The organism is Nocardia bhagyanarayanae, assembly GCF_006716565.1.
In the GTDB taxonomy this organism is placed as follows: domain Bacteria; phylum Actinomycetota; class Actinomycetes; order Mycobacteriales; family Mycobacteriaceae; genus Nocardia; species Nocardia bhagyanarayanae.
This window is the reverse complement of sequence record NZ_VFPG01000002.1, coordinates 92809-112094: the sequence shown is the minus strand read 5'-3', so window position 1 is coordinate 112094 and position 19286 is coordinate 92809. Positions and strand designations below refer to the sequence as shown.

16 protein-coding genes are annotated in these 19286 nt (G+C 69.8%); 6 read left to right on the top strand and 10 right to left on the bottom strand.

Annotated features, from left to right (window positions below; translation table 11 throughout):
- Positions 1–4: 4 nt before the first annotated feature.
- Positions 5–2467 carry an MFS transporter gene (locus FB390_RS27310; protein WP_141813117.1) on the bottom strand — a complete coding sequence of 821 codons (2463 nt, stop codon included), beginning with the start codon at positions 2465–2467 and terminating at the stop codon, positions 5–7.
- A 401-nt stretch (positions 2468–2868) separates the two neighbouring features.
- Here FB390_RS27310 and FB390_RS27305 point away from each other — a divergent pair, with 401 nt between their 5' ends.
- Positions 2869–4167: a diguanylate cyclase domain-containing protein gene (locus FB390_RS27305; RefSeq protein WP_141812141.1), complete on the top strand. Its 1299-nt coding sequence runs from the start codon at positions 2869–2871 to the stop codon at positions 4165–4167.
- 45 nt (positions 4168–4212) lie between these two features.
- Here FB390_RS27305 and FB390_RS27300 read toward each other — a convergent pair whose 3' ends face one another.
- The gene (locus tag FB390_RS27300) at positions 4213–5451 is read right to left on the bottom strand and encodes a PucR family transcriptional regulator (protein WP_141812140.1); all 1239 of its coding nucleotides are present in this window, start codon (positions 5449–5451) and stop codon (positions 4213–4215) included.
- 270 nt (positions 5452–5721) lie between these two features.
- Here FB390_RS27300 and FB390_RS27295 point away from each other — a divergent pair, with 270 nt between their 5' ends.
- The gene (locus FB390_RS27295) at positions 5722–6861 is read left to right on the top strand and encodes an esterase/lipase family protein (RefSeq protein WP_141812139.1); all 1140 of its coding nucleotides are present in this window, start codon (positions 5722–5724) and stop codon (positions 6859–6861) included.
- A gap of 3 nt (positions 6862–6864) precedes the next feature.
- Here the strand turns inward: FB390_RS27295 and FB390_RS27290 are convergent, their stop codons facing one another.
- On the bottom strand, positions 6865–8007 hold the full coding sequence (locus FB390_RS27290) for an acyl-CoA dehydrogenase family protein (RefSeq protein ID WP_141812138.1): 1143 nt from the start codon (positions 8005–8007) through the stop codon (positions 6865–6867).
- A gap of 103 nt (positions 8008–8110) precedes the next feature.
- Here FB390_RS27290 and FB390_RS27285 point away from each other — a divergent pair, with 103 nt between their 5' ends.
- The gene (locus FB390_RS27285; RefSeq protein WP_141812137.1) at positions 8111–8719 is read left to right on the top strand and encodes a TetR/AcrR family transcriptional regulator; all 609 of its coding nucleotides are present in this window, start codon (positions 8111–8113) and stop codon (positions 8717–8719) included.
- 125 nt (positions 8720–8844) lie between these two features.
- Positions 8845–10563, top strand: a complete 1719-nt coding sequence (locus FB390_RS27280) for a GMC family oxidoreductase (RefSeq protein WP_141812136.1) — start codon at positions 8845–8847, stop codon at positions 10561–10563.
- 31 nt (positions 10564–10594) lie between these two features.
- Here the strand turns inward: FB390_RS27280 and FB390_RS27275 are convergent, their stop codons facing one another.
- The 3 genes from FB390_RS27275 to FB390_RS27265 form a co-directional block, all read right to left on the bottom strand.
- Positions 10595–12280 carry an FAD-binding dehydrogenase gene (locus FB390_RS27275; protein ID WP_141812135.1) on the bottom strand — a complete coding sequence of 562 codons (1686 nt, stop codon included), beginning with the start codon at positions 12278–12280 and terminating at the stop codon, positions 10595–10597.
- A gap of 2 nt (positions 12281–12282) precedes the next feature.
- Positions 12283–12921, bottom strand: a complete 639-nt coding sequence (locus tag FB390_RS27270) for a TetR/AcrR family transcriptional regulator (protein ID WP_141812134.1) — start codon at positions 12919–12921, stop codon at positions 12283–12285.
- A 107-nt stretch (positions 12922–13028) separates the two neighbouring features.
- Positions 13029–13718 carry a DUF8176 domain-containing protein gene (locus tag FB390_RS27265; RefSeq protein WP_246124400.1) on the bottom strand — a complete coding sequence of 230 codons (690 nt, stop codon included), beginning with the start codon at positions 13716–13718 and terminating at the stop codon, positions 13029–13031.
- A 218-nt stretch (positions 13719–13936) separates the two neighbouring features.
- Here FB390_RS27265 and FB390_RS27260 point away from each other — a divergent pair, with 218 nt between their 5' ends.
- Positions 13937–14578, top strand: coding sequence for a TetR/AcrR family transcriptional regulator (locus tag FB390_RS27260; RefSeq protein ID WP_246124399.1), 642 nt, complete (start codon positions 13937–13939; stop codon positions 14576–14578).
- A 41-nt stretch (positions 14579–14619) separates the two neighbouring features.
- On the opposite strand, the gene FB390_RS27255 is transcribed toward FB390_RS27260, so the two are convergent.
- A complete protein-coding gene (locus FB390_RS27255; protein WP_141812132.1) occupies positions 14620–15459 on the bottom strand; it encodes a DUF72 domain-containing protein in 840 nt (279 codons plus the stop codon).
- A 10-nt stretch (positions 15460–15469) separates the two neighbouring features.
- Positions 15470–16783 carry a hypothetical protein gene (locus tag FB390_RS27250; protein ID WP_141812131.1) on the bottom strand — a complete coding sequence of 438 codons (1314 nt, stop codon included), beginning with the start codon at positions 16781–16783 and terminating at the stop codon, positions 15470–15472.
- 121 nt (positions 16784–16904) lie between these two features.
- Here FB390_RS27250 and FB390_RS27245 point away from each other — a divergent pair, with 121 nt between their 5' ends.
- A complete protein-coding gene (locus FB390_RS27245; RefSeq protein ID WP_141812130.1) occupies positions 16905–17915 on the top strand; it encodes a 1-aminocyclopropane-1-carboxylate deaminase/D-cysteine desulfhydrase in 1011 nt (336 codons plus the stop codon).
- A gap of 150 nt (positions 17916–18065) precedes the next feature.
- On the opposite strand, the gene FB390_RS27240 is transcribed toward FB390_RS27245, so the two are convergent.
- The gene (locus FB390_RS27240) at positions 18066–18569 is read right to left on the bottom strand and encodes an Rv3235 family protein (protein WP_141812129.1); all 504 of its coding nucleotides are present in this window, start codon (positions 18567–18569) and stop codon (positions 18066–18068) included.
- A gap of 75 nt (positions 18570–18644) precedes the next feature.
- A complete protein-coding gene (locus tag FB390_RS27235; protein ID WP_141812128.1) occupies positions 18645–19262 on the bottom strand; it encodes a TetR/AcrR family transcriptional regulator in 618 nt (205 codons plus the stop codon).
- Positions 19263–19286: the final 24 nt, after the last annotated feature.

Genomic DNA, 19286 nt, shown 5'->3' with positions numbered 1-19286 from the left:
GCGGTCAGTTCTCGCCGTCGCGGCCGTAACCGAGCCGCACGTCGTGCACGACCTCGCCGCCCGACACCGCCACCCGGCTGGTCACCGGCGGATATCCACGCGCGACGACGGTGTACTGCCCCTCCGGCAGGTCGGGGACGAGGTACCGGCCGTCGGCGTCGGTGCGCGCGGTGGCCGTCAGATCGCCCGCCATGTCCAGCAGCATGATCTGCACGTCCGGCACCACCCGGCCGTCGGCCAGCGCCGATCCCGCGAGCACGGCGTTCGGTTCCATGTCTATGTCGTGGCGTAGCAGGCCGCTGTCCGGCACGGTGAGCGTCGTCGCGTGCGGGCGCATGTGCTCGGCGAGCGCGACCATCGTGTAGGTGCCGGAGACCACCCCGTGGCAGACGTAGGCGCCGTCGTCCGCGGTGACCGTCGCCCCCACGACCTCGCCGTGCCGATCGGTCAGCGTCACGGTGGCGCCGCCGAGCGGTTTGCCGCTGCCCGACGATCTGACCGTTCCGGAGACGGTGCCCGATCCCATCAGCTTCACGTCGAGTTCCTGCGGCCACGAGCCCGCCACCACGCTGACCGCCGTCGGCTGGTGCCCGGCCGCGGCCGCGATCAGCACGTAGGTGCTCGCGTCGGGCACGTCGATGGAGTAACCGCCGTTGGCGTCGCCCACGGCCCTGGCGACCTGACGCCCGCCCTTGTCGATCAGCGTCAGCGCGGCCTCGGGCACCGGGTGCCCGTCCTCGTGCTGGATGCGGCCGAACAGCGAGCGGGATTCCGCCGCGGCCGCGAGCACCGGTTCCGGTTCGGAGAAGACCTCCGCGGCGCCCGCCCAGACCTGCGACTCCGCCCAGCTCGACGCACTGTCCGAGCCGTCCGGACCCGACTCCGGCACGATCGGATCATCCTGCAGCGGAATCTCTTTCATGAACATCAGCACCACGCCCGCGAGCACCGCGACCGCCGCCGCGACGTAGAACACGCCCGCCATCGCGTCGGTGAAGCCGATCAGGATCGGCGCGCGAATGTCCGCGGGCATGGCGGCGAGCTCACCGGTGTCGCTCTGCAGCTCGCCCAGCCGGGCGGTGTCGAAGCCTTCCGGCAGCTGCCCGCCGAAGGCGTCGACGATCCGGCCGGGCAGCAGGTTGAACAGGATGGTCAGGAAGATCGCGACGCCGAGCGTGCCGCCCATCTGACGGAAGAAGGTGGCGGCCGCGGTCGAGACGCCCATGTCGGTGCGCGGGCCTGCGTTCTGCGCGGCGATGATCAGCGTCTGCATGCACGCGCCGAGGCCGCAGCCGATCACTCCGCCGTACAGCAGCGGCTCCCACAGCGGACTGTCGTAGTGCACCCTGCCGTGCAGCGCCGCGCCGAGCGCGATCAGGAAGCAGCCGGCGACCGGCAGGATCTTGTACTTGCCGGTGAGCTTGGTGATGATTCCGGCGATCTGCGCGCCGATCATGATGCCGACCACCAGCGGCAGCATCAGCAGACCCGCCTTGGTCGGCGAATAGCCCCGCGCCACTTGGTAATACAGCGGCACGAGCACGATCGCGCCGAACATCGCGATGCCGACGATGAAGCCGCCCACGATGGACACGCTGAACGTGGAGTTGCGGAACAACCGCAGCGGGATCAGCGCCGCGTCCTTCATCAGGAACTCGACGAGCACGAACAGCACCAGCCCCGCCGCGCCGACGCCGTAGCAGATCAGCGCCCGGTCCGAGGTCCAGCCCCATTCGCGACCTTGCTCGGCGACGATCAGCAGCGGCACAACGCAAATGGTGAGCGTCAGCGCGCCGAACCAGTCGATGCGGTGCCGCTGGCGCTGGTGCGGCACGTCGAGCACCTTGGCGACGACCACGAACGCGAGCAAGCCGATGGGCACGTTCACCAGGAACACCCAACGCCAGCCCTCCAGGCCCGCGAGCTGGTCGTAGCCGGAGAACAATCCGCCGAGCACCGGGCCCAACACGGTGGAGGAACCGAACACCACCATGAAATAGCCTTGGTACCGGACCCTTTCGCGGGCGGGGACGATGTCGCCGACGATGGTGAACGCCAGCGACATCAGGCCGCCCGCGCCGAGTCCTTGGAACGCTCGGAACGCGGCGAGCTCGTACATCGAGGTGGCGAACGTGCACGCCACCGAGCCGGCCACGAACAGCCCGATCGCGATGAGGTACCACGGTTTACGGCCGTAGATGTCGGCGAGTTTGCCGTAGAGCGGCGTGGTGATGGTCGCGGTGATCAGATAGGCCGTTGTCGCCCAGGCCTGTTCGTCGAATCCGTTCAGGCTGTTGGCGATCGGCACGATCGCGACGCTCACGATGTTCTGGTCCAACGCGGCGAGGAAGATGCCGAGCAGCAGGCCGGAGAGGATGGTGAGAATCTGCCGATGCGACAGTTGCGCGCCTGCCTCGGCCGCCAGGTCCGGCTTCGGCGCCGGAGCCTGGGTGGTCGTATTGGTCATGTAGATGCCCTGGTTCTGATCGTCCAACGGTTGCGATCTTGCGTTCGGAACAAAGCGCATCCGGCGGCCGCGCGCGACCAAGCCATGCGCCACAAGCGATCTGCTGTGTCGTACTGATAGATCAAGGGGATGCTGCGACCCGGCGAGCTTACCGGTGGGCCGCTCGGCCTCGCCATCGAGGCCGAGCGGACGCGGGACGACGCGGGCGCGGCGATTGCTGTTCATTAACCGCAGGCGGTATCCTTGACCTTCGATACCAACGAGTCTCATAATCTCGCTCTCGGCTAGTGGATGGCAGCACCAAACCCCGTTCGGATCGGCAGGGTGGGCGATCGCTGGATTCGGCGGGTTCCAAGCAATGTGGACACCGACCGCGCGTCGTTCGTCGAACGGGGATTCGCATGGACGAGAACAACACCATGGTGGGCGATCCGGAGCAGGCGGCCGAGCGGTACCGATCGCTGGTCGAACACTCCCCCGATGCCATTTGCGTACACGAAGGCGGCGTCGTCGTCTATCTCAATCCGGCCGGGGTTCGCCTGCTGGCGGCCGGGTCCGCGAACGAGATCGTCGGACGCCAGGTCAGCGACTTCGTCGCACCCGATTCGGTCGCTTCGACGCTGGCCCGAATCGAGGGTTTGCGCAGTACCGGCGACGCCTCCCAGCGGGCGGTCCTCACCTTGCTGCGCGCCGACGGTGCCCGCATCCCGGTGCAGATCGTCTCGGTGGTCACCATCTGGCAGGGCAGGCGCGCCTACCAGGTGGTGCTGCACGATCTGAGCGCCCAGCACGCGGCCGAGCAGGCCCAGCGCCGGGCCGAACAGCACTTCACCGCGATCGTCTCGCAGCTGGAGGAGGGCGTCGTCGTGATAAGCAGGCAGGGCATGATCGAATCGATCAACCCGGCCGCGCTGCGCATATTCGGTTGTCGCGGTGTACAACTCGTCGGCGCCCGGTTCGACGCGCTGCCGCTGCGCATGGTCGACATCGACGGCGTTCCGCTACCCGCCACCCGGCATCCGGTCGCGCGCACCATGGCGACCGGCGAGCCGATCACCCGCTTCGTCTTCGGCGTGGACGGCACCGACCATCACCGCCGCTGGCTGGCGGGCAACTGCTGTCTACTGAATCCGACCGACCGGAAATCGCCGGTGGTCAGCTCGTTCACCGACATCACCACCACCAGGGCCAGCCAGCGCGAGTTGCAGTACCAGGCCACGCACGACGGGTTGACCGGGCTGCTGAACCGGCCGACCATCCTGTCCGATCTCGACACGGCCCTCGCCGATCCGGCGGGCGGCCCGCTGTCGGCGGTGCTGTTCGTCGACCTCGACGGGTTCAAGGCCATCAACGACTCGCACGGCCACGTGGTCGGCGACGTCGTCCTGCAGATCGTCGCCCAGCGTCTGCTACGCGCGGTGCGCCGCGGCGATCTGGTCGGCAGGCTCGGCGGCGACGAGTTCCTCGTCCTGCTCGGCGGGCACGCGGCAGGCCCGGAGGCGGTCATCCAGCGGCTGGCCGCCTCGGTGGCGGAACCGATTGTCGCGCAAGGACATCGGCTCGCGGTCCGGGCGTCGATCGGGGTCACGCTGATCGTGCCCGGCGATCCGCGCACCGCGACCGAGATCCTGCACGACGCCGACACCGCGATGTACCACCAGAAGGCCAATTCCACGCAGCTGGACGCAGTCCACCCATAGCCCGCGCACGGCCGGAGCGAAGGCGGAGGCACGCATCGCCAGCGGCTAGGCGGTGTCGTTCGCCGGGTAGAGCCGGTGGATGGTGAGCGCCGCGGCGAGCATCCGCGAGTTGGTGGGGTCGGCGGGATCGATGCCGGTGAGCTCGGCGATGCGGCGCAGCCGGTAACTGAATGTGTTCGGGTGCACGTGCAGGCGCGCGGCGGCGGCCTTGCGGTCCGAGCCGTACTCCAGGTGCGCCTCCAGCGCCTCGAGCAGGTGCGGGTTGCTCAGCAGCGGGGCGATGCGCTGGGCGAGCCGGTCGCGCGCCGGGCCAGGCCTGGTGAGCTGGTACTCGAGCAGCAGGTCGTCGAGCTGGTAGCGGCCGGTCGGGCGGTTGAGCAGCCGAGCGAGGGTCGCCACCTCGGCGGACTGCTCCGCGGAGCCGGGCAGATCCGCGCGCAGGACGCCGCGGGATTCGGCCAGATACACCGGGGTGCCGAACTGCTCGGCGAGCTCGGTGGCGAGTCCGCGATGGCGCGCGGCATCGGGCGCGGCGGACTCGGAGTGGTTGGGCAGCAAGGCGATTCCGGTACCGCCGTCGAAGGTGACCAGCGCGGTGCCGTTGCTGAGCGCGTCCAGCGTGCGGTGCAGGATGCGGATGCGGCGGCGGGCGAGCAGGTCGGCGACCGAGTTGTGCTGGTCGTCCGGACGCAGGTGGATGGCGAGCACGGTGTAGCGGTCGGTCAGCGGCGTGTCCGCGCGGGCGGCGAGCTCGTCGGCGGGTTGACCGCGCAGCAGTGCGGCGCAGAGTTCGCGGCGCGCCTCGCGCTCGGCGTTGTAGATGGACTGCTCGACCTCGGTGTAGGTCTCCACGACGGTGATGTTGATGTGCATCAGCAGGTCGAGCAGCCGCGAGCCGACGACGACCAGGTCGTCCTTCTCGTCGGCCCTGGCGAGCGCGGCGGCCTCGGCGAGCACCGACTGCGCGGAGCCGTGGATGGCCTCGATGAGGATCGCCAGCGGGAAACGGTCCTCGGCGTGCCGTTCGGCGACCGGCACCACGAACGCGGCGACCTCGGCCCTGCTGAACACGCGTTCTTCGCCGATGGCCTGGAGCACGGCGCGCCCGCAGGCGTAGATGGTGGGCAGGACCTCGGCGGTGAAATGCCCCGCGGGCAGCTCGGCGGCGGGCGGTGTGGCGCCGAGACCGGCGGCGAGCATCCGCTCGGCGATCTGGGGCCATCTGGTCAGCAAACGGGCAACCAGTGGGAGGTCCCCGGTCACCGGGGGTGAAGCGACAGCCATGGGCCGATTGTTGCCGACGACAGGGTTCACGACAACGCGTCGGTCGCGACCGCCAAGAACTTTGTCACCGACGACAAGGGCCTCTCGATTTTCTTCGTCCGGCCGTGTAGTGACGCCCCTGACCATCCGGTATTGAATTTTCTGTACCGCCACCGCGAGATGGCGCACGTCACATCGTGCGTCCAATTGTGTTCTGCGCCATATCGATTCACGGGGGGCGGATTCGAGCGGATGGGAAGTACGGAAATGTTTGCAACGAGGCAACGACGCATGCGCGCGCTCGCCTGCGCCGCGCTGATCGCGGGGCTGGCGCTGGCGCAAGGATCCGGTGCGGGGGTGACGAGCGCGGACCCGGCCGTGGCGGGGACCGCCGAGCCCGCCGCGCAGGCACTGGCCGACGCCATCACCGCCGGGTTGCTGCCGGCCGCCGACGGACGGCAGCCGAAGGCGATCGTGGACACCGGCAGCGGCGGTTCCGGTTGGGCCAAGAGCACCGCTTCGGCAGCTGTCGGCGAGGGACCGGAGATGACCGCGGCGCTCGCCGCGTTCGCCTACGGACTGACCCACCCCGACGCCGCGCCGCCGGGCGCCAACCGGTGGGACTGCAAGCCGAGCGCCGCGCATCCCCGTCCGGTGGTGCTGCTGCACGGCACCTGGCTCAACGCCTACGACACCTTCGCCTACATGTCGCCGCGGCTGGCCAAGGCAGGCTACTGCGTCTTCGCCTTCAACTTCGGCCGCTCCGGGCTGATGGAGGGCGGCGGCATCGGCACCGTCCTGCCCGGCCGCTTCGGCGTGGGCCCGATGGAGGAATCCTCGCGCCAGCTCGCCGAATTCGTCGAGCAGGTGCGCGCGGCGACCGGCTCGGAGAAGGTCGACATCGTCGGGCACTCGCAAGGCGGCACCGTGGCCAACCGGTACCTGAAGTTCGACGGCGGCGAGGGCAAGGTCGACAAGCTCATCACCTTCGGCGCTACCCACCACGGCACCTCACTGATGGGCATGGCCTCGCTCGGGCGCGCGATCAACAACCTCGGCGTCAACATCCTGGGCTTCTACGAGCCGATCGTCGGGCTCTCCAACATCCAGCAGGCCGTCGGTTCCGCGTTCTACGCGACGCTCAACGCCAACGGCGACACCGTCCCCGGGGTGGCCTACACCTCGGTCGGCTCACGCTACGACGAGGTGACCAACCCCTACGACTGGACCTTCCTGCGCGCAGGCCCGGACGCCACGGTCGACAACATCACCCTCCAGGCGGGTTGCGAGCAGGACGTCTCCGACCACCTGACCATGATGTACTCGCCCCGTTCCGCCTCGATCGCGCTGCGCGCACTCGACCCGACCACCCCGACCGAACTGGCGTGCACCTTCAACCCGTGGCTGATCGGTGGCGGCGGCGGCCTCTGAGATTCAGGACTGGGCCAAATCCCTGGCGATGACCAAGCGCTGGATCTGGTTGGTGCCCTCGAAGATCTGGGTGATCTTGGCCTCGCGCATGTAGCGCTCGACCGGGAAGTCCTGGGTGTAGCCGTAGCCGCCGAATACCTGGACCGCGTCGGTAGTGACCTTCATGGCGGCGTCGGTAGCGACCAGCTTGGCGACGCTGGCCTGTCGCGAATAGGGCAGGCCGGCGTCGCGGCGGCGAGCGGCGTCGAGGTAGGTGGCGCGGGCGGAGTCCACGGCGGCGGCCATGTCGGCGAGGACGAAGCCGAGGCCCTGGTGGTCGATGATGCGGCGGCCGAACGCCTCACGCTCCTTGGCGTAGGCCACCGCGTCGTCCAGGGCGCGCTGCGCGAGGCCGGTCGCCACGGCGGCGATGCCGAGACGTCCGGAATCCAAGGCGCTGAACGCGATCGACAAACCCTGACCGTCGGCGCCGATCAATCGTTCGGCGGGCAGGAACGCCCCGTCGTACGCGGCGGTCGTGGTCGGCACCGCGCGCAGGCCCATCTTCTCCTCGGGCTTGCCGAAGCTCAGGCCCTCGGTGCCGGCGGGGACGAGGAAACAGGAGACGCCGCGAGACCCCTCGCCGGTGCGCGCGAACAGGGTGTAGTAGTCCGCCCGTCCGCCGTTGGTGATCCAGGATTTGGTGCCGTCGATCCGGTACCCGCCCTCGACCGCGGTGGCCTTGCAGCGCAGCGCCGCCGCATCGGAACCGGCGTGCGCTTCGGAGAGGCTGTACGCGCCGATCATGTTGCCGGACAACATCTCCGGCAGCCATCGCCGCTGCTGCTCGGACGTGCCGAAGACGAAAAGCGGGTGGCAGGAGAGGCTGTGCACGCTGACCGCCACCGCGACCGCCGCCCACCGCGCGGCCAGTTCCTCCAGCACCTGGAGGTACACCTCGTAGGGCTGACCGCCGCCACCGAACTCCTCCGGGTAGGGCAGGCTGAGCAGCCCGGCCGCGCCCAGGGCGCGGAACGCTTCCTCGGGGTACTTCTCTTGTTTCTCGAACTCCGCCGCGTTCGGCTCGAGCACCTTGTCGGCGATCTCCCTGGTGAGCTCGATCAGATCGCGCGCTTCCTCGGTGGGCAGCAGTCGGTCGACAGGCATCTCATCATCTCCGCGTGCGGGGTGGTCGGCTTGCCAACACATTATGGCCAACATCCAATTGCATGCAAGACAGCATGTACTTTCCGCCCGCTATACTGCACTGATGGTTTCCGATCTGCCGCCGAACAAGCACCAGGAGAAGAGTCTGCGGACCCGCGCGCAGCTGCTGGACGCGGCGATCGACAGCCTCGCCGAGGTGGGCTACGGCGGCGCCTCCATCGCCGACATCACCGCGCGGGCCGGCGTCACCCGTGGCGCCCAGCTGCACCACTTCCACACCCGCCAGGAGCTGTTCGCCCAGACCATCGGACATCTCACCGAGCGCCAGCGCCAGGCGCTGCACCGCCGCCTGCGCACGCTGCCCGAGAACTCCGCCGCGGGGGCCGTGCTGGTCGAGCTGGTGACCGCCACCTTCGCGGGCAAACTCGGCCGCGCCTGCGTCGAGCTCTACGTGGGCATCGCCAACGACCGCGAGTTGCGCCGCGAAATGCTGCGCGTGCAGCACGATCTCACCGTCGAACTGCTCGACCGCTGCGCCGAGCTCGTCGGCCCGGAAATCCCCCGCGCCCGCCTCGACTCCGCCTTCTGGCTCACCATCAACCTCGTGCGCGGCGCGACCCTCGACGAGATGGTCGGCCGCGACCGCGCCCGCCGCAAGCAGGTGCTCGCCGACTGGACCGAGCTCGCGGACCTGGCCTTGCGCCGGATGTGAGGCTCGGACCGGCGCCACCGAGTGGCCGGAAATGTGGATTTCTTGGCCGCAGGTCTGTCCTGTCCTTGGGCCGCCCGCTCCTAGCGTTGTTCCACGACATCGGCGGGAGCGGAAGGCGCAGGTCCATGACATTCGACTACGACGTGGTGGTCGTCGGCTCGGGGTTCGGCGGCAGCGTGACCGCGCTGCGGCTGACCGAGAAGGGATACCGGGTCGGGGTGCTGGAAGCGGGTCGCCGCTTCACCGACGAGGAGTTCGCCGAAACCTCTTGGCGGCTGCGGAAATACCTCTGGGCGCCGCGACTCGGCTGCTACGGCATCCAGCGCCTCGCGCTGCTGAAGGACACCTTCGTGATGGCGGGCGCGGGTGTGGGCGGCGGCTCGCTGGTCTACGCGAACACCCTCTACGAACCGCCGGAACGGTTCTTCACCGACCGGCAGTGGGGTCACATCACCGACTGGCGCGCGGAACTCGCGCCGCATTACGACCAGGCCGCGCGCATGCTCGGCGTGACGACCAACCCCGCCACGACCCAGTCCGACCGGGTGCTGCGCGAGGTCGCCGAGGACCTCGGCGTCGCCGGCTCCTACCGCAGCACGCCGGTCGGCGTCTTCTTCGGCGGCCCCGGCATCCGGCCGGGACAAGACGTGCCGGACCCGTTCTTCGGCGGCGTCGGTCCGGACCGGCGGGCCTGCACGCACTGCGGCGAGTGCATGACCGGCTGCCGCCACAACGCGAAGAACACCTTGGTCAAGAACTACCTGTATCTGGCCGAAAAGGCCGGGGCCACAGTGCATCCCCTGGCCACGGTGACCGACGTGCGACCACGCGAGGGCGGCGGTTTCACGATCACCACGCAGCGCACCGGCCGCACCGTACGCAAGCAGCGCCGCGAGTTCACCGCCGAGCAGGTGGTCTTCTCGGCCGCCGCGCTCGGCACCCAGCGCCTGCTGCACCGCCTGCGCGACACCGGCTCGCTGCCCGGAATCTCGGGCATGCTCGGGCAACTCTCGCGCACCAACTCCGAGGAGCTGCTCGGCGCGCGCAGCCGCCGCGCCGACGCCGACTTCACCAAAGGCGTGGCCATCACCTCCTCGATCCACCCCGACGCGGACACCCACATCGAGCCGGTGCGCTACGGCAAAGGCAGCAACGCCCTGTCCCTGATGGCCACGGTGCTGGTCAGCGGCGATACCCCGCGCGTCGGGCTGTGGCTGCGCGCGCTGTGGCGCGGCCGCCGCGACGTGCTGCGCGCGCACACCCCGCGGCGCTGGTCCGAGCAGACGATCGGCCTGCTGGTGATGCAGTCGGTGGACAACTCGATCACCACCTATACCAAACGGAACTGGTTCGGCCGCCGCACGATGACCACGAAACAAGGTGCGGGCCAACCCAATCCGACTTGGCTGCCGGCCGGGCACGAGGTGGCGCGCCGGGTGGCGAGCAAGATCGACGGCTTTCCCATCGGCACCTCATCCGGCGTACTGAACATCCCGATGACCGGGCACTTCATCGGCGGCTGCGTGATCGGCGACTCGGCCGAGACGGGCGTCGTCGATCCGTACCACCGGCTCTACGGTCACCCCGGCCTGCACGTCATCGACGGCTCGACGATCTCGGCGAATCTCGGCGTCAATCCATCGCTGACCATCACCGCGCAGGCCGAACGCGCGGTCTCGTTGTGGCCGAACAAGGGTGAGGCCGATCCGCGCCCCGCACTCGGCGCACCGTACCGGCGACTCGACCCGATCCCGCCGCGCCGCCCGGTCGTCCCACCGACCGCTCCTGCCGCCCTGCGTCTTTCGGCTACGGCACGACAGCTGCCGATCGAACCGGTGCGCTGATCCGCACCGGCGACCGTAGCAGCGACTAACGTCAGGCGAGCTTCTTGGCGAGCGCGCGACCCGCGGCGCGGCCGGAGAAGATGCAGCCGCCGAGGAAGGTGCCTTCCAGCGCGTTGTAACCGTGCACGCCGCCGCCGCCGAAGCCGGCGACCTCGCCCGCGGCGTACAGGCCGGGCAGCGGGGTGCCGTCCGGGCGCATCACCTGGGAATCGAGGTTGGTCTGCAAGCCGCCGAGGGTCTTGCGGGTGAGGATGTTCAGCCGCACCGCGATCAGCGGACCCGCCTTGGGATCGAGGATGCGGTGCGGCTTGGCGACCCGGCCCGCCTTGTCCCCGAAGTACTGGCGCGCGTTGGTGATCGCCATCAGCTGGGCGTCCTTGCCGTACTTGTTGTCGATCTCGCGGTCGCGGGCGACGATCTGTCGCTCCAGGTCGTCGTGGTCGAGCTGGGGTCCGCGCGCGATCTTGTTCATGCCGTCGACCAGCTCGCGCAGCGTGTCGGCGACGACGAAATCGACGCCGTGCTGCTTGAACGCCTCCACCGGGCCGGGCGCGCCCTTGGCCACCCGGCTCTTGAGGGTGAGTTTGAGGTCCTTGCCGGTGATGTCGGGGTTCTGCTCGGAACCCGACAGCGCGAACTCTTTCTCGATGATCGACTGGGTCAGCACGAACCAGGAGTAGTCGTAGCCGCTCGCCAGGATCGCCTTCATCGTGGTGTTGGTGTCGAAACCGGGGAAACACGGTGCGGGCAAACGCTTTCCGTTGGCGTCGAACCACAGCGAGGACGGCCCGGGAATGATACGGATGGCGTGATCGGGCCAGATCGGATCCCAGTTGTGGATGCCTTCGGTGTAGTGCCACATGCGATCCCGGTTCACGATCGCGCCGCCCGCGCTCTCCGAGATGGCGAGCATCCGGCCGTCGACGTGCGCCGGAACGCCGGAGATGAGCGTCTCCGGGCAGGGACCGAGCCGCTCGGTGGGCCAGTTGCGCCGGATCATCTCGTGGTTGTGACCGATGCCGCCGGAGGTCACCACGACGGCCTCGGCCCGAAACTCGAACTCCCCCACCTCGGTCCGCGACGACGCTTTGCCGCGCTCGAGGTCGGTATCCTCCAGGACCGCGCCGCGCACGCCGACCACCGCGCCGTTCTCGACGATCAACTCGTCCACCCGATGCCGGAAGCTGAAGCCGACCAGTCCGCGGCGCTCACCCTCGAGCACCGGCTCCTGGAAGACCCGCACGACCTCGGGGCCGGTACCCCAGGTGAGATGGAAGCGCGGCACCGAATTGCCGTGGCCGTCGGCGGCGGCACCGCCGCGCTCGGCCCAGCCGACCAGCGGAGTCACCCGCAAACCCAAGGCGTGCAGGTAATCCCGCTTCTCGGTGGCCGCGAAGCGCACGTACGCCTCGGCCCACTGGCGCGCCCAGAGGTCCTCGTCGTCGCGGTCGAAGCCGGCCGAGCCGAGCCAATCCTGCAGCGCCAGTTCGTAGGAGTCCTTGATGCCGAGGCGCCGCTGCTCCGGGCTGTCCACGAAGAACAACCCGCCGAGCGACCAGAACGCCTGCCCGCCGAGGTTGTTGCGGTTCTCCTGGTCGAGCAGATGCACCTTGCGGCCCGCCTTGACCAGCTCGTGGGCGGCGACCAGGCCGGCAAGGCCCGCGCCGACCACGATGACATCGGCCTCGCGCGCGAATTCGGGACTGCAGTTGGTCATGTTCATCCTTCGATTGGCGTGCTGTAGGCCAGCACGACGTGACAGAAGAGGTCGGTGCGCCGCCGCAGCGCGGTGCGGCTGCGCGGTTCCATCAGCACCTGCACGGCGGTGCCGTCGTGCACGGCCACCATGGCCTGGCCGAGCGCCTCCGGGTCGGGCACGCCGCGCCCGACCCGGCCGAGCGCGGTCACCACGGTCGGCATCAACGCCGCGACGATCGCCTCCTCGCGGGCGGCCATCACCCGGCGCAGCGTCGGTGTGCGCAGCGCGTGGCTGGTGAACTCGGCGGTGATCCGGTACCACGCCTCGTCCAGCGGGACGGCGCGCAGCAGCCGGTCCACCGCGTCGCGGAGGTCTGCGACGCCCTCGACGGAGATGTCGTCCAGGGCGGTGCGGACATCGGCGAGCATCGCGGCCGAGCGTTCTTCCCACATGGCGAGAAACAGCTCGTCGAGCGAGGTGAAGTTCGAGTAGAACGCGCCGCGGGTGAAACCGGCGCGCTCGCAGACTCGCTCGACCGTGGCCCGGCCGAACCCGTCCTCGGCGAAGACCTCGTACGCGGCGGTGAGCAGGCGTTTGCGGGTCGCGACCCGTCTGCGGGTCGCCGGGCGCGCCGGCGTTCCCGCGGTGGACGACGCCATCGTGGACTCCTCTCGCCGGACCCCCGGTTCGATACACCCGTGTATTCGATACAGGAATGTATCAGAACTTGGGCGCGCCGGAACCCGAACGGCACCGAAGTCCGGAGTTACCGGTCCGGCGGTGCGATCTTGCTGATCAGGACGTCCCCGTCGCGCGGGGTCACGGTCACGAACTGTCGATAGGTGCGCACCGCCGCGTCGGGTCGGGTCTCGGTGATCACGACGTCGAAGCGGCCGTCCGGCAGCGGCAGCACCAGCACGCAGTGGCTGGTCCCCACCGGGACCGAGGCGATGCCCGCCTCGATGACGTCGACACGCGACACCGCCGCGTCGGGCGTCGTCGCCGCCCGCGCCGCGACACCGGACTTGGTCACGTAGTAGGCGTGCTGAAAGGCGAGGATGGCGTCGGGTCCGCTGGCGAGCGAGCCGGTGCCGTTGCCGCGCACCAACTGGTCGGAGCGGGTCGGCTCACAGCCGGGTCCCCCACCGAGCACCGGGTCGGCGACCGTCGCCGACTGGCGCGGTTCGGTCACCTCAGCGGCGTACACCAGCACCACCGCCACCGCCGCGAGCGACGCGCCGACGGTCGCGCCGCCGACGAGCCAGGGACTCCGCCGGTTCCGCGGTCGCCTGCGCCGCGACGGCCGTTTCTTCCGCTGCGCGGGGAGCGGCTGTCCGACTTGCTGCGGCGGGATCATGCCCGGCCACAACGGCACCGTCGCCGCGTCTCTGCCGCGGCGCAGGGCACCGCGACGCGCGACAGTGCGGCTGCCGAGATCGAACGCGTTCGACGCCATGACTCCGCCGCACCCTCCGTATCAATGCCATTGCGCAATAACAAGATTGCACAAATGCGCCGAAGATGACGGATGAATGGCGCAGAGAGGATGAAGACCACACGGCATAATGTCGCCCGGGTGGGACCCGAGGCGACACGATCGGCGGGGCCGTGTCCGATCTCGATCGTTCCGACAGAGAGGCACACATGCGCCGAGAGCAGGCGACCATACGTCCGATGGCGTTACCGAGAACCGGTTTCGCCGAGCGGCATCGCGCGACCCGCGAAGCGGTGCTCACCTCCCAGCGCGGCAGGCTCATCACCGCGATGGTGGAAAGCGTGCGGGCCAAAGGCTATTCCGCGACCACGCTCTCCGACGTCGTCGGACGGGCCAGGGTGTCGCGCAGCACCTTCTACGAACACTTCGCCAACAAAGAGGAATGCTTCGTCGAGGCCGTGCACACCGGCATCGACATCGTCGCCACCCGCATCGCCGAGGAGCTCGCCCAGCTCCCGACGGATGCCGACGCCCGCGCCAAGATTCGCTCCATCGTGCACACCTATTGCGAAATGATCGTCACCGAACCGGATTTCGCGTACGTCGTACTCGTGGAGTCGTTCAAGGTCGACCAGGCGGCCGTCGCCTACCGCGACCTCGCCGTCGACCGTTTCGCCGAGCTCTACCGCGTCTTCTACCGCCAGGAGCGCGCGGCCGACGCCACCCTGCCCGAGCTGGCGGACGACCTGATCGCACTGATTCCCGAGGCGATCGGCGAGCGGACCCGTCGCACGCTGGTCTCGGACGGACCGGCGAAGGTGCCCGAATTGGCCCCGCTGTTCGTGGATTTCGCGTCGACGGTGCTGGGTTTGAGCTGCTGAACGCATGTTTGAGTCGCTGAACGCGGGTTCGAGCTACTGAATCAGAACAGCGTCATCGGCTCGTCCGCCACCGGTTCGGGCAGCGGGTCGAGTTCCGGGATCCGGGCGCGGACCTCGGCGTGGAAGCGGCGGGCCAAGTCCAGCGCGCCCGCGTTGTCGGGGGTGTGCAGGAATACCGTCGGCGAGCGTCCCTCGCGCAGCCAGACGGTCACCGTGTCGAGCCAAGGACGCCACCCGGCGACGGTGCGCTCGACGTCGTCGCGACCGTGGTACCGCACGATCGGGAATTCGGTCAGCGCTTCGGTACGCCGCGGCACGCGCGGCTTCTTCGACCGCGCCTCCTGCTCCGCCGGGCCGGCCGCGATACCATCGAAAAGCACTGTGGTGTCGAAGGTTATCCATTCCGCGCCGACCCGCGCGAGCACGCGCTCCAGCGCCTGACCCGCGCGCCGGTCCTCGAAGAAGGCCGGGTGCCGCACCTCGACCCCGCACCGGTGATCCGCGGGCAGCTCGCGCAGGAACGCCGCGAGCGCGCCGAGATCGGCCGGACCGAAGGAACCGGGCAGCTGCACCCACAGGGTGTGCAGGCGCGGCCCGAGCGGCTCCATCGCGCCGAGGAAGGCGCGCAATTCCTGGTCTGCGCCGGTGAGCCTGCGCTCGTGGGTGATCGGCTTGGGCAGCTTCACCACGAAACGGAAATCGGGCGCGGTCTGCTCGGCCCAGGATTCGACGGTGTGGCGCGCGGGAGTCGCGTAGAACGTGGTGTTGCCCTCGACCGCGGTGCAGCGCTCGGCGTACCAGCGCAACCGTTCCGCGGGTCCCAGCTGCCGCTCCTGCCATGCCGCGTGCGTCCACATCGCACATCCCACGTGAAGCCGCATGCCCGCGACGTTAGCGCGCGACGGGGCGGGAGCTGTCGGCGGACTCGGTCTCGGGCTTCTCGGGCCGCAGCCTGTACAACAGCACCACGGCGAGTGCGCAACCGCCGGTGATGAAGATCGCCGTGAGGCCGGGCACCGCGGCGAGCAATCGGTCGGGATCGACGTAGCGGCGCTGGATGTCCAGCTCACCGCCGAAGATGCGCCCACGCAGCGCGACGACGACGCCGGGCACGTACAGCAGCGAGAGAGCCAGCACCTTGCTCGGGCTCTGGATCGGCTGCGCCGTACCGAAGCAGTATCCGGTGATCAACGCCAGCAGCAGACAGCCTGTGATGGTCGCCGCCGGAGTCGGGCCTTCGGGCCGCGCGGTCGCCGCGGCGAACGCGCTGAGCGCGGCGGTCGCCGCGAGCCCGACCAGCGGCAGCGGACGGGCCATCCCGAGCAGCATGCCGCCCACGGTGGCGCCGAGCAGCAGCGGCACAGTCCATCCCGACAGCGCGGTGACAACGATCGCACCGCCGGACGCCGCGATGGCCGTGCTGAGAACGACGATCACCCCGTCGCGTCCGGGCAGCAGCAGCGCTCCGACGAGCACCGTGACCACCGTGAGGGCGGCGATGAGCAGCACCTCGATCAGCGTCGTGCCCCGGTGCGCCAGCCACTCCGAACTACCGAGCGTGATGAGCAGGATCAGCAACGCCGCGAGGATCGGGCGCAACGGCAGCTCGACCCCGATCACCGACTCACGGCGTCGATGCCTGTTCAGCAGCGCGCACACCAGCACCAGCGCGACGGTCGGCCAGAGCAGCCAGAGCGGCGGCGAGTCCGTCACGAAGCCGGCGGGCACGTCCGGCGCGATCGGGTGACCGATGCCGGGCACGCTCAGGTCGCCGATCACGATGCTGGTGAGCGCGCCGAGGGTGGCCGCGCCCGCGTACACCATGTGCCGCCCCGCCGCGGTCATCAGCCCGCCGAGCAGCATCCCGCCCGCCAGCGAATCGATGTCGTTGAGCGTGGTCAGCGGGGCGAGCGCGGAGAAACCGCGGCTTATCGTGTGGTTGATAAGCAGCACGACCGTGCCGAACAGCGCCACCAGCCACGCCACCACGGCCGAGTCGGCGGTGCAGGTGAAGACCGCGGCGATCACGGCGACGATGAAGCCGATCGCGGTCGCCCTCGGCAGGTTGTGCGCCAGCAGCTCCATTTCCAGCGTCGCGGTCCCGCGGGTCCAAGCCAGCGAGATCGGTGTGGTGAGCGCCAGTCCGCCGACCACGGCGGCGATGAACGCCGTGATCAGCTCGACCGCATCCGCGGAGCGTCGCACCAGGTCAAAGGTAGTTCAGTAATCCCGTCATGGGTCGAATATGAGGATGTGAGTGTCATAGGGTTGGCCACGCGGCCCAAACCGGACTCGTTTCACACGGGCGCCGCAGGCTGGAGAGACCATGGACACCCGAGCGACGCCGCTGCTGCACGAGCGTTTCCCCGAGGTCGCGGACGACCTCCCCTTCCAACGGCTCGGCACCGCGCCGACACCGGTGCGACCGCTGCACGGGCTCTCCACTGGCGTCGCTCCGGTCTGGCTGAAAGACGAGAGCGGCTACGGCGACGGCGGCTGGGGCGGCAACAAGGTGCGCAAGCTGGAATGGCTGCTGCCCGAGGCGGTGCGGGACGGACGCCGAACCTTGCTGACGGTTGGCGGCATCGGCACCAACTGGGGTCTCGCCGCAGCGCTGTACGGGCGCGGCCTCGGGCTGCGCACGGTGCTCGCGCTGATCGACCAGCCGATCGACGAGCACGTGCGGACGCAACTCGCGCGTCTACGGGCCTCCGGCGCGGAGATTCACCGCACCCGCACCAAATTGCGCACCGTGCTCGCCGCTCCGCTGCTGTACGCCAAGCACTGGCGCCCGGGCGCGGCCCCCTACTACCTGCCCGCGGGCGGTTCCGCGCCGCTCGGCGTCCTCGGTTACGTCGAGGCGGGTTTGGAGATCGGCGCGCAGGTCCGCGCCGGCGTCCTGCCCGAACCCTCGCATGTCGTCACCGCGATCGGCTCCGGCGGGACGGCGGCCGGGCTGGCGCTCGGACTGCGGCTCGCCGGACTCCGCACCCGGGTGTTCGGCGTCGTCGTCAACGACACCCTGCGCCTCGACGCTCCGACGCTGCTGCGGTTGGCGGACCGCACGGTCGCGCTGCTGCGCGAGCGCGGCGCGGTCTTCGATCCACCGCGGCTCACGGCCGACGATCTCGAGATCACCAGAGACTGGCTCGGCCCCGGTTACGGTCACCCGATCCCCGCCGCTTCCGAGGCGGCCGCGATCGCGCGTGGACGCGAGGGTCTCGTCTTGGAGCCGGTCTACACCGCCAAGGCGCTGGCCGCGTTGCACTTCCGCAACGCGGAGGGCGGTTTCGGTGCGGGTCCCGTGCTGTTTCTGAACACCAACGGGCCGCGCTGAGGTTTCCTCGGGTGGCGCAAGGCGGTCGAGCGCGACTCGGGTAGCCAACTACCCGAATCGGCGTCGGCTCGCCGTGCCGCGAGGCACGATCCACTCGGCGGGCCGGCCTGCGAGCTCCGCGAAAGCCGAAATCGCGCGGCGCGATGCCACTCAGCGGATGCGCAACACGGTCAGGCGCCAACCTGACGCGCGGGTGTGCACGATGCGGCCCGCGAGGGCGAATCGTCGCGGTCCGCGGTCGTAGCCGGCGAAGACTTCCGCCGTGCGCGCGTCCACCGGTGTCACCGCGACGCGCGCCAGCACGGCGACACCCAGACTGCGGCCCGGCGCCAGATCGCCCGCGATCAGGGTGCGCACCGCCGACACCACCGCGGCGTCGGCGACGGACGCCAGCTGTCCGATCGGCCTGCGCTGGTCCAGCACCTCCAATGTGAGGCGCAGCGAGCGCTCCGCGAACTTGCGCGCCGAGACGAGCAGCTCGTCCTGTACCGCGGTGGCGTGCGATTCCCGGACGACGCGCTGAACGCCCGCACCGGCAGTCGCCTCTCCGCGCGGGCGCACCCGGCACGGCTGGTACCGCCGCGGTGCGTGAAAGCCGCGCAGCGGCGGCTCGTTGTGCGGAGCGGGCGACAACGCCTTGCGCTCGTCGGACAATCTGGCACCCCCTTGAACTCGGCTTGTTTGCTCGCCGATTCTGCCGACCGCGAACCGGATCGCGCGAGTAGTCGACTACCCGAAATCGGACCGGCCGGAATGATCCGCGGCCAGCAGCGCCACCAGCGCGCGCCGGACGGCGGCGGAGGCGGCCGCACGGGAAAGTCCGCGCCGTTCCACCAGGTGGTGCCGGAAGGGCCAGCCGACGGTGGCGTCGATCGCGTCGAGCAGCTGCTCGTCGCGTTCGCCGTCGCGCGTCAGTTCGGCGCCGAACGCATGCGCGAGCGCGGCGCGAATCCGCCTGTCGGTCAGCCGCATTCGCGCGTCGACGGCGGGCAGGCTGTGCGATTCGAGCAGGCCGAGCACGCGGGGATTGCGCTGGAGCGCGAAGATGTCGGCGCTCTGCTCGACGACCAGCTCGATGCGCCGGTCCAGCGGCAGCGCGGGGTCGATGGTCCGGATCAGCGCCTCGACCTGTTCGGACTGCCGGTCGACGGCGGCGATCCGCAGATCGTCGATGGCCGGAAAGTGCACGAAGATGCTGCGCTCGGAGGCCCCCGCACGCTGCGCGATGTCCTTGGCCGTCGGCGCGAAGATGCCCTCCTTCACGGCGGCGAGCAGGGCGTCGATGATCGCGCCCCGGGTCTGCTCCGGATTGCGGCGCCGTCGCGCGCCGGTCGTGCCCTCAGCCATGACCGCATCCGATCACAGACCGCG